22 protein-coding genes and 4 tRNA genes are annotated in these 24665 nt (G+C 50.1%); 17 read left to right on the forward strand and 9 right to left on the reverse strand.

The genetic code is table 11. The features are described from left to right. Window positions 1-38 precede the first annotated feature (38 nt). The 4 genes from pyrF to ACJJIE_RS01520 all read left to right on the forward strand — a co-directional run bounded on the left by pyrF (window position 39) and on the right by ACJJIE_RS01520 (window position 4421). Window positions 39-746 carry an orotidine-5'-phosphate decarboxylase gene (gene pyrF, locus ACJJIE_RS01505; protein WP_444893291.1) on the forward strand — a complete coding sequence of 236 codons (708 nt, stop codon included), beginning with the start codon at window positions 39-41 and terminating at the stop codon, window positions 744-746. Between the two features lie 140 nt (window positions 747-886). Next, the gene (locus ACJJIE_RS01510; RefSeq protein WP_282932048.1) at window positions 887-1195 is read left to right on the forward strand and encodes a ComEA family DNA-binding protein; all 309 of its coding nucleotides are present in this window, start codon (window positions 887-889) and stop codon (window positions 1193-1195) included. Between the two features lie 454 nt (window positions 1196-1649). After that, window positions 1650-2414, forward strand: coding sequence for an MraY family glycosyltransferase (locus tag ACJJIE_RS01515; RefSeq protein WP_444894735.1), 765 nt, complete (start codon window positions 1650-1652; stop codon window positions 2412-2414). Between the two features lie 54 nt (window positions 2415-2468). Further along, window positions 2469-4421 (forward strand): polysaccharide biosynthesis protein, encoded by a 1953-nt coding sequence (locus ACJJIE_RS01520; protein ID WP_444893292.1) that lies wholly within the window; start codon window positions 2469-2471, stop codon window positions 4419-4421. A gap of 122 nt (window positions 4422-4543) precedes the next feature. Here the strand turns inward: ACJJIE_RS01520 and ACJJIE_RS01525 are convergent. Next, window positions 4544-4619, reverse strand: a tRNA-Asn gene (locus tag ACJJIE_RS01525). A gap of 46 nt (window positions 4620-4665) precedes the next feature. Beyond that, window positions 4666-4741 (reverse strand) — tRNA-Asn (locus ACJJIE_RS01530). A 241-nt stretch (window positions 4742-4982) separates the two neighbouring features. Here ACJJIE_RS01530 and uvrB point away from each other — a divergent pair. From uvrB to ACJJIE_RS01585, 11 genes are all read left to right on the forward strand, one after another. Continuing rightward, window positions 4983-6992, forward strand: a complete 2010-nt coding sequence (uvrB, locus tag ACJJIE_RS01535) for an excinuclease ABC subunit UvrB (RefSeq protein WP_413662664.1) — start codon at window positions 4983-4985, stop codon at window positions 6990-6992. Window positions 6993-7168: 176 nt separating this feature from the next. After that, a tRNA-Val gene (locus tag ACJJIE_RS01540) sits at window positions 7169-7245 on the forward strand. Between the two features lie 98 nt (window positions 7246-7343). After that, on the forward strand, window positions 7344-9272 hold the full coding sequence (gene thrS, locus ACJJIE_RS01545; RefSeq protein WP_108733842.1) for a threonine--tRNA ligase: 1929 nt from the start codon (window positions 7344-7346) through the stop codon (window positions 9270-9272). A gap of 27 nt (window positions 9273-9299) precedes the next feature. Beyond that, entirely contained in the window at window positions 9300-9839 is a 540-nt protein-coding gene (gene infC, locus ACJJIE_RS01550; RefSeq protein WP_282934667.1) for a translation initiation factor IF-3, read from the forward strand. A 146-nt stretch (window positions 9840-9985) separates the two neighbouring features. Then, window positions 9986-10180, forward strand: a complete 195-nt coding sequence (rpmI, locus tag ACJJIE_RS01555) for a 50S ribosomal protein L35 (protein ID WP_020413351.1) — start codon at window positions 9986-9988, stop codon at window positions 10178-10180. Window positions 10181-10216: 36 nt separating this feature from the next. After that, window positions 10217-10576: a 50S ribosomal protein L20 gene (gene rplT, locus ACJJIE_RS01560; RefSeq protein ID WP_108733840.1), complete on the forward strand. Its 360-nt coding sequence runs from the start codon at window positions 10217-10219 to the stop codon at window positions 10574-10576. 193 nt (window positions 10577-10769) lie between these two features. Beyond that, window positions 10770-11783 carry a phenylalanine--tRNA ligase subunit alpha gene (pheS, locus tag ACJJIE_RS01565; protein WP_108733839.1) on the forward strand — a complete coding sequence of 338 codons (1014 nt, stop codon included), beginning with the start codon at window positions 10770-10772 and terminating at the stop codon, window positions 11781-11783. 129 nt (window positions 11784-11912) lie between these two features. Next, window positions 11913-14288: a phenylalanine--tRNA ligase subunit beta gene (gene pheT / locus ACJJIE_RS01570; protein ID WP_444893293.1), complete on the forward strand. Its 2376-nt coding sequence runs from the start codon at window positions 11913-11915 to the stop codon at window positions 14286-14288. Window positions 14289-14417: 129 nt separating this feature from the next. Continuing rightward, window positions 14418-14723 (forward strand): integration host factor subunit alpha, encoded by a 306-nt coding sequence (gene ihfA, locus ACJJIE_RS01575; protein ID WP_108733837.1) that lies wholly within the window; start codon window positions 14418-14420, stop codon window positions 14721-14723. Further along, window positions 14704-15072, forward strand: a complete 369-nt coding sequence (locus tag ACJJIE_RS01580; RefSeq protein ID WP_108733836.1) for a MerR family transcriptional regulator — start codon at window positions 14704-14706, stop codon at window positions 15070-15072. Before ihfA ends, ACJJIE_RS01580 begins: the two co-directional genes overlap by 20 nt. A gap of 114 nt (window positions 15073-15186) precedes the next feature. After that, window positions 15187-15263, forward strand: a tRNA-Pro gene (locus ACJJIE_RS01585). Between the two features lie 184 nt (window positions 15264-15447). Here ACJJIE_RS01585 and iteS read toward each other — a convergent pair. From iteS to ACJJIE_RS01620, 7 genes are all read right to left on the reverse strand, one after another. Then, window positions 15448-17733, reverse strand: coding sequence for a S8 family anti-phage peptidase IteS (gene iteS / locus ACJJIE_RS01590; protein ID WP_444893294.1), 2286 nt, complete (start codon window positions 17731-17733; stop codon window positions 15448-15450). Then, the gene (locus ACJJIE_RS01595) at window positions 17723-18853 is read right to left on the reverse strand and encodes an AAA family ATPase (RefSeq protein ID WP_444893295.1); all 1131 of its coding nucleotides are present in this window, start codon (window positions 18851-18853) and stop codon (window positions 17723-17725) included. The genes iteS and ACJJIE_RS01595 overlap by 11 nt, the downstream gene beginning before the upstream one ends. A gap of 246 nt (window positions 18854-19099) precedes the next feature. Continuing rightward, a complete protein-coding gene (locus ACJJIE_RS01600; RefSeq protein ID WP_444893296.1) occupies window positions 19100-19396 on the reverse strand; it encodes a hypothetical protein in 297 nt (98 codons plus the stop codon). 218 nt (window positions 19397-19614) lie between these two features. Then, a complete protein-coding gene (locus ACJJIE_RS01605; protein ID WP_444893297.1) occupies window positions 19615-20202 on the reverse strand; it encodes a hypothetical protein in 588 nt (195 codons plus the stop codon). 41 nt (window positions 20203-20243) lie between these two features. Further along, entirely contained in the window at window positions 20244-20600 is a 357-nt protein-coding gene (locus ACJJIE_RS01610) for a hypothetical protein (RefSeq protein ID WP_444893298.1), read from the reverse strand. Window positions 20601-20801: 201 nt separating this feature from the next. Next, window positions 20802-21125, reverse strand: coding sequence for a hypothetical protein (locus ACJJIE_RS01615; RefSeq protein ID WP_444893299.1), 324 nt, complete (start codon window positions 21123-21125; stop codon window positions 20802-20804). Between the two features lie 136 nt (window positions 21126-21261). After that, window positions 21262-21396 carry a hypothetical protein gene (locus tag ACJJIE_RS01620; protein ID WP_444893300.1) on the reverse strand — a complete coding sequence of 45 codons (135 nt, stop codon included), beginning with the start codon at window positions 21394-21396 and terminating at the stop codon, window positions 21262-21264. A 217-nt stretch (window positions 21397-21613) separates the two neighbouring features. On the opposite strand from ACJJIE_RS01620, the gene ACJJIE_RS01625 reads away from it, so the two are divergent. Both ACJJIE_RS01625 and csrA read left to right on the forward strand, forming a co-directional pair. Further along, on the forward strand, window positions 21614-22237 hold the full coding sequence (locus tag ACJJIE_RS01625; protein WP_444893301.1) for an IQM protein middle domain-containing protein: 624 nt from the start codon (window positions 21614-21616) through the stop codon (window positions 22235-22237). Window positions 22238-23589: 1352 nt separating this feature from the next. Further along, the gene (gene csrA, locus ACJJIE_RS01630; RefSeq protein ID WP_413662655.1) at window positions 23590-23769 is read left to right on the forward strand and encodes a carbon storage regulator CsrA; all 180 of its coding nucleotides are present in this window, start codon (window positions 23590-23592) and stop codon (window positions 23767-23769) included. Window positions 23770-24665: the final 896 nt, after the last annotated feature.

The raw sequence follows: 24665 nt of genomic DNA on the forward strand, positions 1-24665 counted from the left end.
TTGGTCGGGGCATTTTTTTGAAATGAATGAGGTATTTCTTGCAGTCTAAAGTTTCTTCTCCGGTTATCGTTGCTCTGGATTACGACAATGCTGAGTCTGCACTGGCAATGGCAGATCAGCTCGACCCGTCGCTGTGTCGGGTCAAGGTTGGTAAGGAGCTGTTTACTGCGGCTGGTCCGGATCTGGTGAAGACCCTGGTTGACCGGGGCTTCCAGGTATTTCTGGATCTTAAATTTCACGATATTCCCAATACTGTTGCAAAGGCAGTTAAAGCCGCTGCGAAATTGGGTGTATGGATGGTTAATGTCCATGCAAGTGGTGGTGAGCGGATGATGTCGGCTGCCGCCGAGGCCTTGCAGGAGTTTGGCGAAAATAAGCCTCTATTAATTGCAGTCACGGTACTTACCAGTACAACCGCTGAGGAGTTGGCTGCAGTTGGAGTAGCTGCTCCGCTGGAAAAGCAAGTGTTGCACCTAGCTTCTCAGGCTAAATCCTGCGGACTAGACGGGGTAGTCTGCTCTGCGCGAGAAGCTCAGCTACTGCGAAGTGAATGCGGCGTCAATTTTTCTTTGGTGACGCCAGGGATTCGCCCCGCGGGCTCTGATGCTGGGGATCAGCGCCGGACTTTGACTCCTTCTGAAGCTTTAGATCAGGGCTCTGACTACTTGGTTATTGGCCGGCCAATTACTGCTGCTCCCGAGCCTCTATCGGCCTTGAAGTCAGTACTGGCTGAACTGGCAGGTTAGGATGGTTATCTTGCTTCGCGACTTGTAATGATGTGTAATTAGGCCTGAGCCGACAGAAAGCTGCATGTTGATATCATGGCGTTGCTTGGGGGGGTAATAGTAGTCCCAAAGTGAAACTGATAATTCACTGGGAGTTAACCATGAAATTGACCTACCGATTATTTTCTGTTGTTTTTGCACTGGCATTTTCGCTTTTTCTAAACCCTTCTGTGTACGCGGGGGAGTCGGAAAGTGTTGAGGCCAAAGAAGTTGTGTTGTCAGTCAATGTCAATAGCGCCTCAGCGATTGAGCTTGCTGAGAGGCTGGATGGCATTGGCGAGGCACGAGCACAATTGATCGTCAAATATCGCGAAGAGCATGGCCCGTTCACCTCTGTAGAGCAGTTGTTGAATGTGAAAGGGATAGGTGCGGCAACCCTGGATAAAAACAGGGGTGTAATTCGGCTCTAGTGAACACTGATCCCGGCTGATAGGTTTTTCATAGCCTCCGGTCGGGATTTTGAACTGATAAACAAGAGAGTCGTAATACATGAGTCGCCTTGGTGTCGTTCAGTTGCAATTCCCGGTAAGATGTAACGCCTGGATTGCATCAATCATAAAGCCTCAAATTTTATTGTGTTCTACATCTCGTTCTGATCTTCCCTCAATTGTTAGTGAATATTTCCTAGTTGGCTGGCCCTTTGGGTTGTCCAGCCGGGCTGCGTAGGTATCTGCAATTATTTGGTGTGAGTGTAATTGGAAAGATTGGTTTACGTGGAAGTGATAAAGGGTTAGTTGCTTGAGTAGTATGGCTTTGGAGTGGGTGGTTCCGTTACTGTTGGCTGTGGCAACAAGTTACGGCGCTACCTCGGTGTTTATCGTGCGAATGCGCAATTTTGCGCTCGATGTACCAAATAACCGTTCGATGCACTCTGTGCCTGTTCCTCGCACCGGGGGTTGGGCTTTTTTGCTGGGCTGCCTGGTTGCGATAGTGGTGAGTCCGCTAATTTTATCTCCATTGGTGTTGGCCGCATTTACGCTTCTATTGGTGGTATCCGCATTGGATGATCTAAGGCATGTGGCTATACATTTTCGGTTTTCGGCTCATCTTGTGGCGGTGGCCTTGCTTTTGTTTGCGCTGCCGGAACAGTTGAATTGGTGGTTTTACCCGGTATTTATTGTGGCTGGGGCCTGGGCTATTAACCTCTATAACTTTATGGATGGGATGGATGGCCTGGCGGGATCAATGACGCTTGTTGGCTTTTCTTCTTTGGGAGTGATTTGCGCTTTAAATGGAGATGCCGAGCTAGCTTGGTTTTGCGCTTTAGTGGCAGTTTGCGCGTCAGTTTTTCTGGTTTTCAATTGGCCCTCGGCGAAGATTTTTTTAGGTGATGCCGGCTCCACAGGTATAGGTTTAGCGGTGGTTGCTGTTAGTTTATTTGGCTGGCAGCGGGAAGCGTTTGAATTATGGATGCCGCTGGTGATATTCGCACCATTTTGGTTGGATGCTACTTATACACTATTAAAAAGAATGGTGGCAGGTCAGCGTTGGTGGGAGGCGCATCGTGAACACTTCTATCAAAGATACGCAATTCGAGTTGGAGTAAAGAAAGCGCTCATTCTACAGCTGGGTGCGATGATATTTTTCTCTTCCGTGGCACTTGCAGTTGCTGTATTTGAGAGGATTTGAGCTGCCCCTGTTGAGAGGTGGCTTTATGTTTGTAGGTAGATTCCGGGGAGTCATGTGACAAGAGTTTGGCGAAGTGTAAAGAGAATCCATAAGCCGGTGCTGATGTTGGCATTTGATATGCTGATGCTGAGCTTGGCCTTTCTGCTGGCTATGGCAATCCGGCTCAATGGCGTCGCACAGTTTCTTGAGTGGCGAATGTTTGCTTGCCTGGGGTTAACATTAGTCGCTACTAGTTTTATTTTCTTACGGCTAGGTTTGTACCGGACAATTATCCGATACATGGGGCAAAAAGCTATTATTGCGGTTCTGCAAGGGGTGACCCTTTCTGCCGTGATGCTGGCGCTCTTTTCCTACTTGACTACGGCAGGGGTTCCTCGTTCTGTCCCTGTGATCTACTGGTGCTTTGCGTTTATTGCTGTGGGTGGGTCCCGCTGGTTGGTCCGCCTTTACTATCAGACTGCATTGGAGATTCATAAAACCCGGGTGGCTATTTATGGTGCTGGTACTGCGGGTTTGCAAATGTATAAGGCGCTAGTTCATGGGCAGCTCTATAAGCCCGTTGCTTTTTTTGATGATAATGCCTCCAAGCAAAAGACCTTTATCGATGGGTTGCTGGTGTATAACCCCGCAGACATACTTGAAGTTGTTGCAGGTAAGGACATAGCAGAAGTTATTTTGGCTATGCCGGGAGTGCCCAGGCGCCGCCGCAGGGAGATAACCAAGGCGCTCAGAGAGCGAGGCCTGGTGGTAAAGGCGATTCCCGGAGTGGAGGAGCTGCTCGACGGAGTGGGGCGGGCAGAGGATGTTTCGCAGACCTATGAAAATATCCTGGGGCGCGCTCCTGTTGAGCCGCAAAAGGAGCTAGTTTCTGGCTCCATCAGTGGCAAGGTGGTTTTGGTTACTGGTGCTGGTGGGTCCATCGGGTCAGAATTGTGCAGGCAGATATCGCAATGGAAGCCTGCCAGGCTGGTTGTAGTTGAGTCCTCTGAGTATGCCCTCTATCAGATAGAGCGCGAGCTGCGACAGCAGCACCAGGATGATGGGGTCCAGTTTGAGGTAACCGCGCTGCTTGGCGATGTGCGTAACACTGAGCGTATGGCGGAAATCATCCAGGGTTTCTCTGTGCATACAATTTACCATGCAGCCGCATATAAGCATGTGCCCCTGGTTGAGCAGAATGTCGTTATTGGTGCCGACAATAATGTCCTGGGTACCCTCTCCGTACTTGAGGCCGCAGAGCAGCATGGAGTTGAGCAATTTGTGCTTATCTCTACTGATAAGGCTGTTCGGCCAACCAATGTGATGGGGGCCACCAAAAGATTTGCCGAGCTGATTTGCCAGGATTTTGGCCGCCGCTTTAACAAGATGCGCGTGTGCATGGTCAGGTTTGGTAATGTTATCGGCTCTTCCGGTTCAGTAATTCCCTTGTTCACGGATCAGATCAACGCTGGTGGTCCGGTAACGGTAACCCACTCAAAAGTAACTCGTTACTTTATGACAATTCCCGAAGCAGCTCAGCTGGTATTGCAGGCTGGGAGCATGGGGCGGAATGGGGATGTATTTGTTCTCGATATGGGTGAACCGGTTCGCATCTACGATTTGGCTGAGCGCTTGATTCGTTTGATGGGTCACACGGTAAGGGATGAAGAGAACCCTGATGGCGATATTGAAATCCAGCTCACTGGATTGCGCCCGGGGGAGAAGTTATATGAAGAGTTGTTGTTGGGGGATAACGTGCTGGGCACGGACCATCCAATGATTATGCGCGCCGAAGAGGAGCGTCTCGACAGTGAGGCTTTGCAGCTCCTGGTTTCGGAGCTCAGGGATGCGTGCGGCTCTCATGATTGCGAGCAGGTCCGCAGGATTCTTTGCCGGGCAGTAAAAGGCTATTCGCCCAAGCAGGGGTTGGTCGATGTTGTCTGGTCGAGGCAAGGGCAGGTGCGGAAACCAAGTGGAGGAGCGACGGTAGAGAGGTTGCCGCTGGCCGGGGAGGCTGGCTCCCGCTAGCTGGTTATTTTGAGCGGCTAACCAACAGGGTTGGTCGCCATTTACCAGCCTCTGTGTAGATTAAAAATATTTGAGCAGAAAAGAAAAAGCCCGGATAGATGGAGTCTATCCGGGCTTTTGTTTGGCTCCGCCTGCTGGGCTCGAACCAGCGACCCAATGATTAACAGTCATTTGCTCTACCAACTGAGCTAAGGCGGAATTTAATCTAATTTATAGAGCGCAAATTAAGCTGCGCTTTGAAATTTGGCTCCGCCTGCTGGGCTCGAACCAGCGACCCAATGATTAACAGTCATTTGCTCTACCAACTGAGCTAAGGCGGAATATCTTTTCGGCTGTGCCGTTGAGATGGCGCGTATATTATAGAGCACTTCCGAACAGGTCAACCCCTTTTTTCATCTTTAACTAATTGATTTGTCAGGAAATTATTTTTTGGGGTCATGCGCAAAATGTCGCAGGTCAGAGTTGGGAAGGGTAGGACGCTATTCTCTTGTAATTGTGGGTCGTATGACGACAGCCTACAATCCTGTGTTGCATGAATGATTAAGCGGTTGGGGGAAGTGTATGGAGTCGCGACCTTTTAAGGTGGAGTCCAAGTATCAGCCAGCGGGCGATCAGCCTCTGGCGATAGAGCAGTTGTCAGAAGGGATTGATGATGGTCTGAGCCATCAAACGCTGCTGGGTGTTACCGGTTCCGGTAAGACCTTCACTATGGCGAATATTATTGAGCGCCTGCAGCGGCCGGCCATTGTGATGGCCCACAATAAGACACTGGCGGCTCAGCTTTACGGGGAGTTTAAAGAGTTTTTCCCCAAGAATGCCGTGGAGTATTTTGTCTCTTACTACGACTACTACCAGCCGGAGGCTTACGTTCCCTCTTCGGACACCTTTATCGAAAAGGATGCATCCGTAAACGAGCATATCGAGCAGATGCGCCTCTCGGCCACCAAGGCACTTATTGAGCGGCGCGATGTGGTTGTGGTCGCCACAGTTTCGGCAATTTACGGTTTGGGTGACCCCGACAAATATTTGAAGATGGTCCTGCATCTGGATCGCGGCGATCTCGTTGACCAACGCACTATCCTCAGGCGCCTGGCTGAACTGCAATACACCCGCAATGATGCAGATTTCCGTCGCGCTACTTACCGGGTGCGCGGCGATATTATCGATATCTACCCGGCAGACTCCGATTTGGAAGCGGTGCGCCTGTCTCTTTTTGATGAAGAGATCGAAGAGATCACCATATTTGACCCTCTCACTGGAGAGCAGATCAGGAAGGTGCCCCGGGTCACTATCTTCCCCAAGAGTCACTATGTGACGCCGCGAGAGACCATCGTCAGTGCTATCGATGAAATCAAAGATGAGCTGCGAGGGCGCCTCGAGCAACTGCGTGGAAACAACAAGCTGGTCGAAGCGCAGCGGCTAGATCAGCGTACCCGCTACGATGTGGAGATGATGCAGGAGCTTGGCTACTGCAATGGCGTAGAGAACTATTCCCGCTACCTCTCCGGTCGCGGTATTGGTCAGCCGCCGCCCACGCTTTTTGATTACCTGCCCAATGATGCACTGTTATTTATCGATGAGAGTCACGTGACAGTGCCGCAAATCGGCGGTATGTATCGTGGAGACCGGTCGCGCAAGGAAACTTTGGTGGAGTATGGCTTTCGTCTGCCATCGGCCCTGGACAATCGTCCTCTCAAGTTTGAAGAGTGGGAGGGGTTGGCACCCCAGACGGTTTTTGTGTCCGCAACCCCAGGGGCCTATGAGCAAGAGAATGCAGGGCAAGTGGTCGAGCAGGTGGTTCGCCCGACAGGGTTGGTGGACCCGGAAGTCGAAGTTCGCCCAGCATTGACCCAGGTAGATGATGCCCTGTCTGAAATTCATCGCTGTGTGGACGCCGACCAGCGGGTGCTGATCACCGTATTGACCAAGCGGATGGCGGAAGACCTGACTGAATATCTCTCCGAAAGTGGTGTTCGTGTCCGTTACTTACACTCCGATATTGATACCGTCGAGCGGGTAGAGATTATCCGGGACCTGCGTATCGGCGAGTTTGACGTGCTAGTTGGTATTAACTTGCTGCGAGAAGGCCTGGATATGCCGGAAGTTGCCCTGGTGGCAATTTTCGATGCCGATAAAGAGGGCTTCCTCCGTTCCGATCGTTCGCTGATCCAGACCATTGGGCGGGCTGCTCGAAACCTGGAGGGGAGGGCGATTCTCTACGCGGACAAAGTCACCGGCTCTATGGAGCGAGCTCTCGAAGAGACTCGTCGCCGCCGCGAGAAGCAGCTGGCCTTTAACGAGGAGCACGGCATTACTCCAAAAGGTATCCGCAAGAGTGTGGCGGATATTCTGGAGGGAGCAGTGGCCCCCGGCGTGCCCAAGAAGGGGCGCCGCAAAGTTGCCGAGGGTAAAGGCGAATACAAGGTGGATGTCGAGGCCCTTACCGATAAGCAGCGCTGGGCCCGAATTGCCGAGCTGGAAGAGCAAATGTACCAGCATGCGAAGAACCTGGAATTTGAAGCGGCAGCAAAATTGCGCGATGAGATTACCCACTTAAAAGGTGTGGAATAATCCTTGCTGAAGGGCGGGACTTGGATCTACATTTTGATAGTCCCGCACTGCCTTGTTGGTGCTTGGTTACTCTTAAAAAATTTCACACAAAAGTTCAGTAAGTTGTTGAAAACACTGAAAAGCGGTGCTAAAGTTCGCGCTCTTCGCAGCACTGGGTTCCCCCGCTGCAGAGTTTTAGACCCGTAGCTCAGTTGGTTAGAGCGCTGCCTTGACATGGCAGAGGTCGGCGGTTCAAATCCGCCCGGGTCTACCACCTTTCTGAAGGATGGATAGCCCATCCAGATCAACAGTTTCATGAATGATTTCATGCGGTCTTTGGTAGGGATCGCCACTGAGAACAAAGGATAAACAATGCCCGTTGTTACTCTCCCCGATGGTTCCCGTCGAGAATTTTCTGCTCCGGTTTCCGTACACGATGTAGCCGCTGATATCGGCCCTGGTTTGGCAAAAGCCGCACTTGCTGGCGTTGTAGACGGCAAGGAAGTCGATACCAGTTACGTTATTGATACCGACGTAAATCTGGCAATTATTACTGATCGTCAGCCCGAAGGCTTGGAAGTGATCCGTCACTCCACAGCGCACTTGCTGGCACAAGCAGTTAAGCAGCTGTACCCCACAGCCCAGGTCACCATTGGCCCTGTTATCGAAAACGGCTTCTATTACGATTTCGCCTACGAGCGCCAGTTTACGCCAGAAGATCTCGAGAAGATCGAAGAGCGTATGGAAGTGCTGGCCAAAGAAGACATTACTGTCAGTCGCCGCCTGATGCCGCGCAAAGAAGCGGTTAAGTACTTCCGCGAAATGGGCGAAGAGTACAAGGCTGAGATTATCGACAGCATCCCCAGTGATGAAGATATTTCTCTCTACCGCCAGGGCGACTTTGAAGACCTGTGTCGCGGTCCCCACGTACCCTCCACTGGCAGGTTGAAAGCGTTCAAACTGACCAAAGTGGCCGGTGCCTACTGGCGTGGCGACTCCAACAATGAAATGTTGACCCGTGTTTACGGCACTGCCTGGGCCAACAAAAAAGAATTGAAAGCTTACCTGCGTCGTATCGAAGAGGCAGAAAAGCGCGATCACCGCAAGCTGGCGAAGAAATTTGACCTTTTCCATATCCAGGAAGAGGCGCCCGGCATGGTGTTCTGGCACCCGAACGGCTGGACCATCTACAGCACTATCGAGCAGTACATGCGTCGCCGCCAGCGCGAATTCGGCTACAAAGAAATCAAGACTCCACAGCTGGTAGATTTCAGCCTGTGGCGCAAGTCCGGTCACGCCGATAAGTTCGGCGATGACATGTTCACCCTGACCAGTGAAGAACGTCAGTTCGCCATTAAACCGATGAACTGTCCTTGTCACGTACAGGTATTCAATCAGGGCCTGCGCAGCTACCGCGACCTGCCGTTGCGTCTGGCGGAGTTTGGCTCCTGTCACCGTAGCGAGCCCTCCGGTTCCCTGCACGGCCTGATGCGCGTGCGCGGCTTTGTGCAGGATGACGGCCATATCTTCTGTAGCGAAGATCAGATCCAGTCAGAGGTTTCTGACTTTATGGATCTGCTGCACTCCGTTTATAAGGATTTCGGCTTCCAGGACGTTATCTACCGTCTCTCCACTCGCCCGGAGAAGCGCGTAGGTTCCGATGAGAGCTGGGATAAGGCTGAAAAAGCCTTGGCCGACGCTCTGGATGCCGCTGGCCTGCCGTGGGAAGAGCTGCCGGGTGAAGGCGCCTTCTACGGACCGAAGATCGAATTCTCCCTGAAAGACTGTCTCGGCCGTGTATGGCAGTGCGGTACTATTCAGGTGGACTTCTCCATGCCGGGCCGCCTGGATGCCCAGTTTGTAGCGGAAGATGGCTCGCGCCAGTCCCCGGTAATGCTGCACCGCGCAGCCTTGGGTTCCTTCGAGCGCTTTATCGGAATCCTGATCGAGCACTACGAAGGCGCGTTCCCCACCTGGCTCGCGCCGCAGCAGGTGGCGATCATGAATATCACCGATCGCCAGGCCGAATATTGTCGCAATTTGCAAGATCGTTTGGGTGAGCTGCAATACCGCGCCACAGCTGACTTGAGAAACGAGAAGATCGGCTTTAAAATCCGCGAGCACACGCTTCAGCGTGTTCCTTATCTATTGGTAATTGGCGATAAGGAAGTAGAAAGTCAGACCGTGGCAGTACGTACCCGTAGCGGTGAAGATCTTGGTACAATGACGTATGAGTCATTCCTCGAGATCCTCGAGCAAGACGTGAATCGTCGCGGTCGTTTGACAGAAGATAATGCATAACAACTTGGCAACTGGGAGACCATAGCTATTAAACGAGACACTAAGGGACGGTCCAAAAAGGCCCGCATAAACGATCAGATTGAAGCGTCAGAACTCCGCCTGATAGGCGCTGATGGCGAACAGGTAGGCATTGTCTCCCTGGATGAAGCGCTGGAAGCTGCACAGAAAGCTAGCTTGGATCTCGTTGAAATTGCCTCGGACTCCACGCCGATAGTCTGTAAGATCATGGACTACGGCAAGCACGTATTCGAAGCTAAAAAAGCTAAGAATGCCGCCAAGAAGAAGCAGAAGCAGCAGCAGATCAAGGAAATGAAATTCCGCCCGGGCACCGATGTCGGTGACTACCAGATCAAGCTGCGCAACCTGGCCCGCTTCCTGGAAGCGGGTGACAAGGCCAAAGTATCCCTGCGTTTCCGTGGCCGCGAAATGGCTCACCAAGAGCTGGGCATGGAAATGATGCAGCGCATCGAAAAGGACCTTGAAGAGCTGGGCACCGTAGAGCAGCGACCGAAAATGGAAGGTCGTCAAATGCTGATGGTGATTGCTCCGCTCAAAAAGAAAAAGTGAGGTTTGGGGAAGTCATTCCCGGGATCTCCTTTGAGAAGTGGTTGGGCGACGGCTGCCTCCCCACTCTCGCAGTGCCGGTAACTTCGGTTGTCGGCAGTTACTAAAGGTGCCTGTTTTACAGGCGAATATTAACTTTGGAGTACAAAATGCCGAAAGCAAAGACTCACAGTGGCGCTGCCAAGCGCTTCAAGAAGACGGCTGCGGGCTACAAGCACAAGCACGCTAACAAGAGCCACATCCTCACCAAGATGACCACCAAGCGCAAGCGTCAGCTGCGTGGCACCCAGACTATGAACAAGTCTGATGCTGGACTGGTCGATCGTATGCTGCGCGCCAAGTAATTGGCCCAAATCGCAAAGGTTTAAGAGGATAGAAGTATGGCCCGTGTAAAACGTGGTGTAGAGGCGCGTCGTCGTCACAAGAAGATTCTGAAGCAGGCTAAAGGTTACTACGGTGCGCGTTCACGCGTATTCCGCGTTGCCAAGCAGGCAGTAATTAAAGCTGGTCAGTACGCATACCGTGACCGTCGCGTTAAAAAGCGTAACTTCCGCGCTCTGTGGATTACTCGTATTAACGCCCAGTCCCGTGCTGAAGGCCTGAGCTACAGCCGCCTGATCGCAGGTCTGAAAAAAGCGGACATCGCACTGGATCGCCGTGTACTGGCTGATCTGGCTGTTTACGATAAAGTCGCTTTTGCTGCCGTAGTTGAAAAAGCTAAGGCAGCCCTGGCAGCGTAAGCTGTCACTTCAGTTGTAAAACTGAATACTCAAAATAGGGAAGGGCTGTAGTGGCCCTTCCCTATTTTTTTATGGAGTTTCCGCTATTTTTTACCGGTGGCGGTGCCTGGGGAAATTCCCTCCGGTACAGAAAGTACCGGCCGAACAAAGCAGAAAAAATTAATCGAAGTTGGATTCAAACGGGAACAGTTCGATGCAAGATTTGCAGTCCCTCACCGAGCAGGCTATGGAGCTGGTGGAGAAGGCCGATGGCCTCGCCGCACTGGATCAGGTGCGTGTTGATTACCTGGGCAAAAAGGGCCAGCTGACGGCACTGCTGAAAGGCCTTGGCAAGTTGTCGGCTGAGGAGCGTCCGGCGGCGGGTGCCAAGATCAACGAAGCCAAGCAGCAGGTTCAGGAAAAAATTAACGCGCGCCGCAATATGCTGGAGCAGGCCGCCATCAACGCGAAGTTGGCCGAAGAGACCATTGATGTCACTCTGCCGGGGCGCGGCGAAGAGCAGGGCAATGCCCACCCCATTACGCGCACCTTAAAGCGCGTGGAAGAATTCTTTGCGAGCATTGGCTTCTCCGTTGAAAACGGCCCGGAAGTCGAACAGGACTACTACAACTTCGAAGCGTTGAATATTCCCGCGCACCACCCCGCGCGCGCGATGCATGACACCTTCTACGTGGACCCCACCACCGTACTGAGAACCCACACCTCCTCAGTGCAGATCCGCACCATGGAGAAAAAATCTCCACCGCTGCGCATTATCTGCCCGGGCCGCGTATACCGCTGCGACTCCGATGTCACCCACTCGCCCATGTTCCACCAGGTAGAAGGCCTGGTAATCGGCGAGAACATCAGCTTCGCCCACCTGAAAGGCACCATCGACCAATTCCTGCGCGCCTTCTTCGAAGCGGAAGTACCGGTGCGTTTCCGCCCGTCTTACTTCCCGTTCACCGAGCCTTCCGCAGAAGCGGACATCCAGTGTACCGCCTGTTCCGGTGAAGGCTGCCGCGTATGTTCCGGCACCGGCTGGCTGGAAATTCTCGGCTGCGGCATGGTGCACCCGAACGTCTTCGCCGCCTGCGATATCGACAGCGAAAAATACTCCGGCTTTGCCTTCGGTATCGGTATCGAGCGCCTCGCCATGCTGCGCTACGGCGTCAACGACCTGCGCTTGTTCTTCGATAACGATCTGCGCTTCTTGAAACAGTTCTAAGCCAAGTGGCAGCGCGAATGGCAATGGCTCTTCGCAACAGCAGTCGAATTGTGGAGGCCTGGGAGGCGAAATAGCCCCAGGCGAAATGCGCACCAAGTTGCGCTGACGGAATACAGAAAGAGATCAACTATGAAAATCAGCAACTCCTGGTTGCGGGAATGGGTAAACCCGGAACTCACCACGCAGGAACTGGCCGATCAAATCACCATGGCCGGCCTGGAAGTGGACGGTATAGAAAAAGTTGCGGGCGATTTCTCCGGAGTGGTTGTCGGTGAGATTGTCGCCTGTGAACAGCACCCGGATGCGGACAAGCTACGCGTGTGTAAAGTGGCCGGTCACCCCGACGGTGAAATGCAAGTTGTGTGCGGTGCTCCCAATGCGCGCACCGGAATCAAAATTCCTTTTGCCCTGGTAGGCGCCAAGCTGCCGGGCGATTTTAAAATCAAGAAAGCCAAGCTCCGTGGTGTAGAGAGCTTCGGTATGCTCTGCGCACAGACCGAACTGGAACTGGGCGAAGACAATGACGGTATCTGGGAACTGCCAGAAGACGCACCCACCGGTACCGATCTGCGTGAATACTTGCAGCTGGACGATGAGACCATCGAAGTGGATCTCACCCCGAACCGTTCCGACTGCCTCGGTGTTGCCGGTATTGCTCGCGAAGTGGGTGTATTGAATCGCTGCGCCGTTCAGGGCCCGGAAGTTGCTCCGGTACCCCAGCAGATCGACGAGAGTATGCCCGTATCCCTGCTGGCGGAAGCCGCCTGCCCGCGCTACGTAGGTCGTGTTATTCGCAATATCGATATCAAAGCGGTAACACCTCTGTGGATGCAAGAGCGCCTGCGTCGCAGCGGCCTGCGCAGTATCGACCCGGTAGTAGACGTTACCAACTATGTTTTGCTGGAACTGGGCCAGCCCATGCACGCCTTCGACCTGGAGAAACTCTCCGGCGGCATCAAAGTGCGTATGGCGGAAGCCGGTGAAGAGCTGACCCTGCTGGACGGCCAGGAAGTCAAACTGAAAGAGGGCACCCTGGTAATTGCCGATGAGGAAAAACCTCTGGCGATGGCCGGCATAATGGGTGGCCTGGATTCCTCCGTGACCGCAGGCACACAGCATATCTTCCTGGAGAGCGCCTTCTTTAGCCCGCTGGCCATTGCCGGTAAGGCTCGCTCTTACGGCCTGCACACCGATTCCTCCCACCGTTTCGAGCGCGGCGTGGACTACCACCTGCAAGAGAAAGCGGTAGAGCGCGCTACCCAGCTGCTGCTGGATATCGTCGGCGGTGAACCCGGCCCGGTACACGTGCGTGAGCTGACTGAAATTATGCCCGCCGAGCGCCACATTACCCTGCGGCGTGCGAAAGTAGAGTTAGGCCTGGGCATCAAACTGGCCGATGACGAAATCGTCGATATTCTCACCCGTCTGGGCCTGGAAAAAATCGACCAGAACGACGAAGGCTGGACCTTCCTCGCCCCCAGCTTCCGTTTCGATATCGCCATCGAAGCAGACCTGCTGGAAGAGCTGGCCCGTGTATACGGCTATAACCGTATCCCCAGTGAAAGCTTTACTGCCGAACTGGAAATCGCCCCGCGCCCGGAGAGCACCATTGCCCAGGACAACCTGGAGCAAACCCTGCTGAGCCGTGGTTACTACGAAGCGATTACCTTCAGCTTTATCGATAGCGACAGCGCCGCGCTGTTTGATCCGGAAGCCGATCCGGTGGCCCTGCAAAACCCGATCAGCGCCGAGCTGGCGGTTATGCGCACCACCTTGCTGCCAGGCCTGTGCAAAGCGTTGCAGTACAACCTGAACCGCCAGCAAAACCGCGTGCGCCTGTTTGAAACCGGCCTGCGCTTTGTGCCGGGTGCCGAGCTGCACCAGGAGCAAATGATTGCCGGTCTCGCCTACGGTAGCCGCTACGCAGAAAACTGGACTGGCAGCAAAGACGCCGTGGACTTCTTCGACGTGAAAGCCGATGTAGAAGCCCTGTTGGCTCGCACCGGTGTTGCCGATGAGTTCCGCTTTGTCGCTGGCCAGCACCCCGCGTTGCACCCCGGCCAAACCGCCAAGATTATGCGCGGCGACCGCGAAGTAGGGGTTATCGGAGCCCTGCACCCGCAGTTGCAGAAGAAGTTGGACCTGGCCAAGCCCGCGTTCGTATTTGAGCTGAGCCTGGAAGCGATCGGCGAGGGCAAAACCCCCGCATTCCGCCCGCTGTCCAAGTTCCCGGAAGTGCGTCGCGATCTGGCCCTGTTGATTGACGCAGAGGTTCCTGCCGCCAGCTTGGTGGAAACTGCTGTCGAAGTTGCAGGTGAAACCTTGACGGACCTAAAGATATTTGATGTCTACCAGGGCAAAGGTATTGATTTAAATAGAAAAAGTGTCGCTTTGGGGTTGACGTTTCAGCATTCGTCACGCACCCTTAATGACGACGAAATCAATGCCGCTGTAGATGCGGTGGTCGGAAAACTAGAAGAAAAATATAACGCTAGTCTGCGCTAGTAGAGCATGATGCTCTCGGGTGCAGGCTGAATTGCACCCCGAGAGCGTCTGCTACCGGGTTGAAAGCCGCCGCGGTTTGGGCCGCTTCCGATCTGGAGTCGACGCCTCTGAATCAATTGGTAGGATCCAATGACAGAGGCACTGACCAAGGCCGGGCTCGCCGAGAAACTGTACGAAGAGCTGGGCTTTAACAAGCGCGAAGCGAAAGAGATCGTCGAATATTTCTTCGAGGAGATCCGCAATGCGTTGGAAAGTAACGAGCAGGTCAAGCTCTCCGGCTTTGGCAATTTCGACCTGCGCGATAAAAGCCAGCGTCCCGGTCGCAATCCCAAGACCGGCGAGGAAATCCCCATCTCGGCCCGCAGGGTAGTCACTTTTAAACCCGGGCAAAAACTCAAGACACGAGTAGAAGAGCATGCTGGAACCGAGCAATAACGCTCAGCTGCCTGCAATCCCCGGTAAGCGCTATTTCACCATTGGTGAGGTGAGTGAACTGTGCGCAGTTAAACCCCATGTCCTGCGTTACTGGGAGCAGGAATTCCCCCAGCTGAAACCCGTCAAACGTCGCGGCAACCGCCGTTACTACCAGCACCAAGATGTCATCATGATCCGCCAGATTCGTGCGCTCCTGTACGAAGAGGGCTATACCATTGGTGGAGCCCGCCAGCAGATCGAAACCGGCAGCGAGCGGGCAGAGGTGGTACAGCTACAGCAAGTACTACCCGAAGTGATCGCAGAACTAAAGGACGTGGTGGCCCTGCTGGAGGGGAAAAATAATTTATAAAAAACTGTAAACCTGGGCTTGCAATCCAGCCGCACTCAGGTATGATTCACGCCACATCGAGACACGATGTCTTTAAAAATCAATCACTTAGCGAAGTGAACGATTTTTCAAAATCGGAGCGTAGCGCAGCCTGGTAGCGCACCACACTGGGGGTGTGGTGGTCGTCGGTTCAAATCCGGCCGCTCCGACCATATATAACGTTGCATAGCAACGGCCAAAAAACCCGCTTTTTAGCGGGTTTTTTTGTTTCTGAAATTTTAAGTCCGCATTAAGTCCAATTGATCACACAAGCATTACATCGCGGGTTTCCGCGATAACTTACATGGTAGAGCACTGGCGGTGTGACGCTCGTTAGGGGGCGTGCAAGGCAGTGCTTTAGAACTTGATGCGCAGGTGAGCGTCGATATCGTGGGTGATCCAGCCAGCCTGATTTAGCTTTTGAATAGCTTGGTTGTAGACAGGAAGTTCTGGATCAAGAGATCTAAAGCTGAGAACTAACGTTGCCTTTTGGGGGTACCGTGGGCGCTCGTCTTCAGCTCGTCTAGTCACTTTCATTTTCAACCGCCATGTGCTGACGTCAACTCCACGAGGAAACACTTTATGATAGGCCTTTACTGGAGACCATTTGAAACCATTCTCGATCTGGGCTTTTTCATAAAGATGATTTAAATCATTGGGCGCTTGAGGTACTCGTGATTGGAATCTAGGTATGCCTGTATCGTCAGGATCGTAACTTCCCATTCCAGCATCAACATTCGTTCGACAGTATTCAGATGCAAATTCTTTGTCAGTAATAGGCGAGTAAACTAATGTCATTAGGATCTCACCTTTAAACTTCCCTTCAGTGTTGATTAGGCAGTCTGGAATAGGGAATGGCACTCGTTCAAATTCATACCCACCATGGAGAACATCAGTTTCAAAGAGCAGGGTGATACAGTGGTCATCGCAGTACAGGCTGTTGGTTAAGCCGCTAGGCTTGCCGAAGCCATAGTAATTAAGCGTCTCTGAGGATACTTGATTGTTATGCGCTATGAGTGCGGAATGAATCATAAGCGCCTTTGTGCGCTCAGGTGGCACTTTTAGTCGCCCGCCATCTGATAGGAAATGATTCACTGCGGCGGTAATGCTACATGCGATTGGAGCGGCAAAACTGGTTCCGATACTTTCGTAGATACTGTTATTTGGACCTAGTGATAATACTCCCAGCTGCGCGTACATACCTGTTTCAGTTGTGTTGCCGCCGTAATGGGTGATTTCTGGTTTTGGGATGAAACATGGTCCAGGTCCAATTCTTGAAAATGGAGATGTTTCCTCACATTTGACCAATGATCTAGCTGTGCATTGATGAGCGACACTGCCTACGGTTAGAGCTCGCACTGAGTCAGCAGGAGAAGATATGCGGTTTCTTAGAGGGTCGCAGGCCATTGTGGGCCATAAGTCTTTATTGTTCTGGTTACCGGCAGCAATCACAAATAAGCAGCCGTGTTTATCATGCATTTCATCTAGAAATCTAGCGAAGTCAGAAAAATCTGTTGGATGTGAAGGAGTATCTCCCCCTAGAGATAAATTCCAGACCTTGGCCTCTGGATACTTTGGAACAACTTGTTCAATAATGGCTATAAGATCTTCTTCCCTAACACTGCCTTGCTTGGGGAATACGTTTACGTCAACGATTTTAGCTTGAGACTTCGGGAACTTTGGGTCGTGGTGGTTTAAGCTATGGCTGTTTACGATAAGCCCAGCAACCATTGTCCCATGACTATAATCTTCGAGTCCTCTAGGAACGAAGCTTTCTCTTGCGTGTACCCAAGGTTGTATGAGGTTGCTATTTGGGCAGACGCCAGAATCAATTACTCCAACCACTGGATAATGGCCGTCTGGAGTGGGCGGTGGGAAGGAATCTACATTGGCGCTGCCAACGGGGGTTGTCTGAACTCCAAAATCGGTGGGCCTATAGCTGGGCATTGGGTCCAATGATCTTAACCCAATGAATCGACTCAATTTTTCTGTATCTACTGCAGAGTTTGGTTCGATTGCTAGTAAATCTCTTGAGTTTCCGTACCTGAGCTCTCTGATGTTAATTTCATTTAACTGTGCATAATTATACAGGGCTTCCCGCAAGTTAGCGTTTTTTATTTCGTCTTTGTGGTCAAAAAGTCGAAGTTTGACCGTTCCGCTTTCCCTGCATAGAATGTCACGCTGCTTAGTTGAGAATCCTTGCGTGCGTTCATCTTTACTATACGGTTCAATTTTTTCGATAGCAGAGATGTTTGCAACTTGCCGTTTAGTTTCGCTTTCTAATATTCGTCTTTTTAGCTCGGAAAGCCCGTCTAAAGTTGCGCTTATTAGTATTTCTCCGTAGCCCATGGTTCCGATAATTGGGCAGCTCCGTGTACTAAATAGTGCTGTTGGTCTGTGTGATTTTGCAAGAGCTTCTTCCTTTAGTGTCACTTTAGCGACGCCAGGAACACCAGGCCATTCGAGGAGGTAACTCTTTAAATAGCTAAGTGTATTTTCCGTATTTCTAGCTAATTTTGATCTGTGGCTTTGAGTTGCACCATCCCCAAATATTTTATGTTCTATTGGGCCGGGTGGGCGCGGCTCACGATGATCGGTTTTGTTGATTTCAACGATTTTTATTGGATTATTTTCATTGCTCATTTAGCTTCCCTCGCGTAGATGTGAGCTTTGATATTTTTCCTGTTGACATGCCAAACATTGCAGAGAGTCTGGATATTGTAAATAATTTAGCATTGAGGTTTTTTAATCTAACAACCTTCTCTTCGTCTGTCATTTTCTGGTCGTCAATGATGTTTGTATATTGATCTTGGGCGAGTTTTATAGTTAGGTAGTCATTGTCAATGTTATCTTGACCGCTAATTATCGCTTTTCGAATGGCAGCTTGACACGCTTGCTTTATAACTGCTCCGTTCATTCCCTTTGCGACATCAGCTAAAGTCGCAAGACCGCCATTTTGAAATTCTCCGAGGAATTGCTCTATTAATCCCTTTCTCAGTTCTGGGTTAGGTAGGGGTATCTTAATTCGATAAGCAAACCGTCGCCAAACTGCGGCATCAAGTAACTCTTCGTGATTAGTTGCGGCAAGTAGAATAGTATCTTCTGGTAGGGAGTCGATATTCTGTAAAAGACTTACTACGACACGTTTTAATTCGCCTAATTCGTGATGGTCATCTCTCGCCTTTGCAAAAGCATCGAATTCATCAAGGAATAAAACACACGGGCGACTTGCGGCGTGATCAAATAAGCTCCTGAGATTTTTTGCGGTTGCACCTAAGAATGAGGATACAAGAGTATCGCATCGAGCGGTAATTAGAGGGAGTTGCAAATGTGCAGCAATGTTATTGGCTAGTTGAGTTTTTCCGCATCCGGGCGGGCCATAAATTAGCATTGATGGAGTAATGCCTACCCCGGCACTTGTTAAAAGGTGGGACTGTTTGATGAACTCTAAAAATTCGTTAACTTTCTCTTTTACTTGATCATTTAACTGGACTTGAGAGTTTTCAAGTATTGGAAGCGTTAAGTCTCCGAGCGTTAATCGACTATCGCGATCTACGGGTAATGGAGTGGAGTCTATTGCATGAGGCGTTAGATCGGCCGGAGATGCAACGCTATTTAGCTTTTTTCTAATACTGCCGGCGTCTCGCTGCAATCCTTCACTTTCTAATTTGTCGGCAAGTAAACTTGCATAGCTTGCGACTTGGGTGGCGTTATTCTTTACGCCCCCCTCAATTATCTTAAGAATCTCAGGAAGGTGCTGCATATTTTTCGCTCAGATTGAATTCAGTGTTTATAATTTGAAGAAAAATAGCAAAAAGTGAAAAAAATGGCAACATTGGTGAATTTTTACTGTTGTGGGCAGTTACATGGCAAGTATCAGCTCTGGTGGCTTTTCCTCTCAGATTTAGGGGTAAAGAGGGGGGATGCTGAGGGTTTGTGTTCAGGCTGTAGGTAGCGCAATTTTTGGATATAAAACCGGCAATCGTGCTATCGAGTGTTTGGAGTAGGGCTAGATTTGGGGGGTAGCTGAGAGGAAGCGCCGGCAGTCACCAATACCGTGTACCCAGCGTTTATTGAGGTGGCTACAGGCTTGCTGTACTACCTTCACTGATCCCACCAAGCCTTTAAAGCGACTTTCAAAATTTCGGTTGAGATAGAGCCAGTGCCTGGGTGAGATACCAAGTCGCTCCAGGATGGGAGGTGTGTTTTCGGCAATACAGCCTCGTTTTCTGGGATCTAAATGTCGGCCACTCCAGTCCATTAGCTCTAAATAGTGATCCAGCTGAAAAGGTAGCCCTTTCGGCATACTCAAACGCCCACCGCAGTCATGTAGCAATCCAGGACACCCAAAGATTGGAGGGTAGTGTCAGTTACGTGGCAAGCACCAGCTCTGGTAGCTTTTTCTCCCTAATTTAGGGAAAAAAAGGGGGGGAATGCAGAGGGGCTGTGTTCAGGCTGTAGGTAGCGCAATTTTTGGATATAAAACCGGCAATCGTGCTATCGAGTGTTTGGGGTAGGGCTAGATTAGTGGGAAGTAGCTGAGAGGAAACGCCGGCAGTCACCAATACCGTGTACCCAGCGTTTATTGAGGTGGCTACAGATTTGCTTTACCACCTTCACTGATCCCACCAAGCCTTTAAAGCGACTTTCAAAATTCCGGTTGAGATAGAGCCAGTGCCTGGGTGAGATACCAAGCCGCTTCAGGATGGGAGGTGTGTTTTCGGCAATACAGCCTCGTTTTCTGGGATCTAAATGTCGGCCACTCCAGTCCACTAGCTCCAAATAGTGATCCAGCTGAAAAGGTAGCCCTTTCGGCATACTCAAACGCTCACCGCCGACAAACGGAAGTAGACTTTTGGGCTGCTTGCCTGAGGCTACCGCACGAATACGCTGTTGAATCGAAGTGTAATCGGAGTCTTCAGGGGTCTTGGCAATATTGGCACGGATCGGGTTGAGGTCTACATAGGCCATGCAGGCAGCAAGGGCTCTTTCATCCAGTAAGGCTTGGGACTTAAAACGGCCCTCCCAAAAGCGGCCTGTACAGTTGTCCTCAGCGTTGGCCTGGCGAGCGATAGATTCGTTTAAGCAGCGCATAAACCAGCTGATATCCATTAGACGCTCCCGCCATAGAGAAACGACTTCTTTTAGCCTAGTTACCTCACAGTGATCGAGGGTATCGCCCTGAAGATAGCGCTGAGCCAAGCTGGAAGCTTTGAACAGTTTTTGCCAGCGAGTAATACCTCTTTGAGAGACCACTTGCTAGCAGCTTCTCTGTCGATATAGAGCACTATATGGTAGTGATTACTCATTACTGCATAGGCGGCAATATCTAGAGCAAACGCCTCGGCCAATTTATACATACGGCTTTCAATCCACTCGCGCCGATATTCGTAATCTTTTCCGGATTTACTATCTCTGCCACAGAGAAATGCACGGCGTACGCAGCGGGAAACGCAGTGATAATAAGGTGTTGCATCCAGAGATATCTGGGTGCTTCGGGGTAGAGTCATCGGCAGCACGTGTATTGGACTGTATGAATATATAGTATCCTGAAGGGTTTCATCCTTTTGTCAATAGGGCTGGCGGTTTATACTTTCTATTTGGTGGGTGTCCAGAAATACCGGAAATACCCTTGAGACTTGAATGCCCCTCCCAAAAGTGGCGACCCTACCTCTCCTCATAGCAGTTAGGTGGAAATTTGTTATGAAGCTCTACTCACTATGGTATTTGTCATAGCCCTCTGACCACTCTTGCTGATAGCCTTGCTTTTTGAAGTAACCCCTAAATATATGAAGTGCTTTTTCTAGCCAAGACTGAATATCTGAAATACCCTCAATCATCTTGCAATCTTTTTCGTCATCAACCGCTTGATCCGTCATTTTCCAGAAAAAGTAAGCCAAAGACTCTGCCTCCTCTTTACTATCTAAATTGGAGTTTCCAGAAACAACTGATCGAGCGATTTCAGAGTTTAGTTGTTTCGCATAATACAGAACCAATGTCTTTGCTGGTTGATTATATTCATTGAAATTTATCATGCTTTATAGGTCTCTAGTGGCAAGTCATTCATTATGGCCACTCTTTAAGCTCATGGAGCTTTTCTATTTCGCTAGAATCGAGAGTGTTCCCTTGAAGATAGCGTTGAATTAGTACGGAAGTTTTTAAAAGCCCTCATCAGGGAGTAAGGATCTCGGTATCGGACCAAGTTTTGGCGGCTTCTACGCCGATATAGAGCACAATACAGTAGTGGTTGCTCATTACAGCATAGGCTGCAATATTGAACGCAAAGATGGCGGCTAGCTTTTTCATTCTACCCTCAATACACTGGCGCCGATGCTCATAATCTTTCTCGGGTTGGGTATCTTTCCCACAAAGAAAAGCCCTGCGTATGTAACCAGAAACGCAATGATTTACATTGGAGTCAAACTTACGAATGGAGATAGAAATACTCTTGAAATAGTTATCAATATGACTAGCTAATATTGATGGCTACCTATTAAGCGCATTTATAAAGGAGATAACTGCCATGCCATACAAAGAACTTGGAATGCTAAAAGATAGCGGTTTAAGTAAAGATACTTATAGTGGAGTTGTTGTGCCCTATATGAGTGAAGCTGAACGAGAAAAATATCAGGTTACGATACAAGATGGGCTTCTGTTTTGGCGCGGAGAGAGACTTAATACCAATCCTGGCGGATCTTGGGCATTCGTTATGGATAAGAATGGGCGTATCTTTTGTGGTAACAAAAATGGTGACATTCAGCACCATTCAGCATTTTTCTCGGGGCGACCAGTTGCTGCGGCTGGGCATATCTCGGTGGTAGGTGGAATAATAGAGCATATTAATAATTTCAGTGGCCACTATCAGCCCACTAGCGATTATATGGAGCAGTTTAAAGAAGAACTGGAAAAAAATAATGTTGACTTAAGTGAAACTGAAATGGATTTTGGGATTTCGTCAAAAACCTGTAAGTTGCGCTTAAAAAATTTTCAAGATCATAATTATAGAGGCAAATGGTATCAACGTTTTCGCGGTACTGTTGTTAAAGAGACTGTCGATGGGAGCGAGGATACTTATACCGGCCGTACACATATTCAAGGGCAAAGGTTAAGGCTTTATCCTGATGGCCCCAGATGGCAGTGGCTCTGATGTAAATAGCCATAAAAGCTTTCTGCAGGCCCTCCATCTCTGACATAGAGGCAGGGGAAGTGGAATACCAGAAATTGCTGTTCAGGCTTTGGGAAGGCTGATTTGGGGTTAGGCCAGATTATAACGAACGCTGAGAGGAAGCTGCTGGCAGTCAGCTACAGACTTTAAATCTGCTTTCAAAATTCGGTTGCTATATAGCCAGTGGAGAGGTGAGATATCAAGTCTCTCGGATAGGAGGGGTGATTCCGTACATACCACCACGTTTTAAGGATCTAAATACCGGCCACTCCAGTCACTGGCTCGAAATAGTGTTCCAACTGAAAAGGGAGTGCTTTAGGTCCTTTTAAGCGCTCACTACCAGTAATAAAGTAGAGCTTTGGGTTGCTCACTAGATACGACCGTGCGAATGCGCTGTTGAGTACAAGTGTAATCAGAGTCTTCAATATCTTGGCAATACTGGTAAGAATAGAGCTAAGCCTGGAATTTAAAATGACCTTACCAGCGGCTACTTGTACGATTGTTTTTAACCCAAAATAGCCAAGCAATAGCACTAATGTGGAGAGGTGACTTGCAAGATGGTAACTCCATGCTGATCTCAATATTTACCCCTACAACGGAATCCTGCTCTTCCAGTATTTAGCAAAGGAGTGTGGATACGAGTATAAAACTAATGAGCCAATTTAATTATTAGTGAACTTTCACATTCCCCGGCTTTGCCTTTAGTTAGCTGTATGATTGAGAGCATTACTCTTTAATCTTTTAAGGAAAGTATGGAGTGCATTTCAATATGAATTGAGTTTTCCAATGGTTGATTGAGATTTCCTTAACCGAAAATAACCAAAAATATAGGCGCGAAAATAATCCTATTGAAATTTATTCAGTTTGTTTCAACCTCAAAGCTGCGTAAAATCGATAGACATTTTTGGTATTTTGGCCGTAATTGAGCGAGCCGATTAAAAAGGCTTCAGAAGTTTGAATAGTTTTGAAAGCTTCGAGAGAGTCGAGAATTTTCTAAAAGACCCATCCCTCAAAGGAGAACGGTAGCGTGACGTAAGAGTAAGTAAAAGGCGCTGACCCAAGGTGCTAGGAACACCCGGGGCCAGCTGACCAAATTGATAACCTAAGTATCAAAATGGCTATATGGATAATACGCTAGAAACCCGCTCGTCTTCAATAAAGTGGAGTACATTCAGCGGCTTGGGGCCTGTTCCCAAGCTCTGGAAGCCTAGCGCCCGCCTTTTCCTCTTCTCTGCCTACCGCCCCCGAGCGCCACCCCACATTTCCTCCAAACGTTAAGCCCAAGCTTCCCCACCCTGGAAGCGCCCAAACTTTGACCATCGAAGGAAATAAGTATGTTGATCTTAAAGCGACGGACAGGTGAACTTCTAAGGATTGGAGCAAATGTCTCAGTCACAGTGCTGGAGGTGAAAGGCAATCAAGTGAAGATAGGCATAAGCGCACCTAAGTCACTCCCCATCCACCGTGAAGAAATCTATCTGCGGATCAAAAAGCAGCAGAAAGTGAAGGCCTGAATATGCTTGAAGGTAGGGCAACTTGAGGCACCCAATAATTGAAAGAGGGATTCCAAGAAGAATCATTGCGCCTCTGTTCGGTAGGCGATATACGCGCTCTGATTCGAATGCCTTTTGGATGCCAAAGGTGACTAGCTAGCGAACTCGGAGTGGCCGTGCTGATGTCTTGGAGGTGTTTAACAAGCAGACCTTCTTATCCGACAGGAAGAGAGGGTAAGCAAGCCTTGCCAGCGCCACAAGAGGTGTACTTAATGCTTGGCTTGCTATACACAGATCCTCCAGATGAATGTCGCCGAGCCCACCAGCTGCTTCAAGCAGCCTTCAGGATTGGGCTAAAGACAGAGCCTACGCTAAGTGAAGATGCCTAGCCTTTTGATGAAGGAGGAATATTCCCAACAATGCTCCCTAGCTCTTGTGTGCTGAGTCAGTGATTAATCCAGCTCCAGCAGATGAGGTTCCACTTTTGACGGAATCTATGCTTTGGTTTTTCTGTTCCTCGCCTAACATACAAGGTGTCCCTCCACATCGCTAGATTTCAATTCGTCACGCTCTTCCGAACCTGTATAGTCAGCCCCGCAGAATCGTTACCGCCACGTATAAGAATGGTAGCAACGGAGAACCTGTTGACGCCGTGTGACAAAAATCAGGATATCAATAAGGTCAAGGAAGAGGGGATCGACCAGTGTTTACAACACAGTGAAGTTTAGGCTTACAGCTTGGATGGGAGGCTATGCCTGATGATATGGAGCATACCGCGTGCAAACACATATCAGTGATGGGGTTGCTTAGACGGCACAAGTGGCTAGCAAGCCATAACCCTCAGATTATCAGTTTTGGGCCATGTAAATTAGTTGGCGCTGATCGAAAAGTGTACAGCTGTACTTTCAATAACAAAA

This window comes from Microbulbifer maximicatervae (SeqCode), from assembly GCF_052467325.1.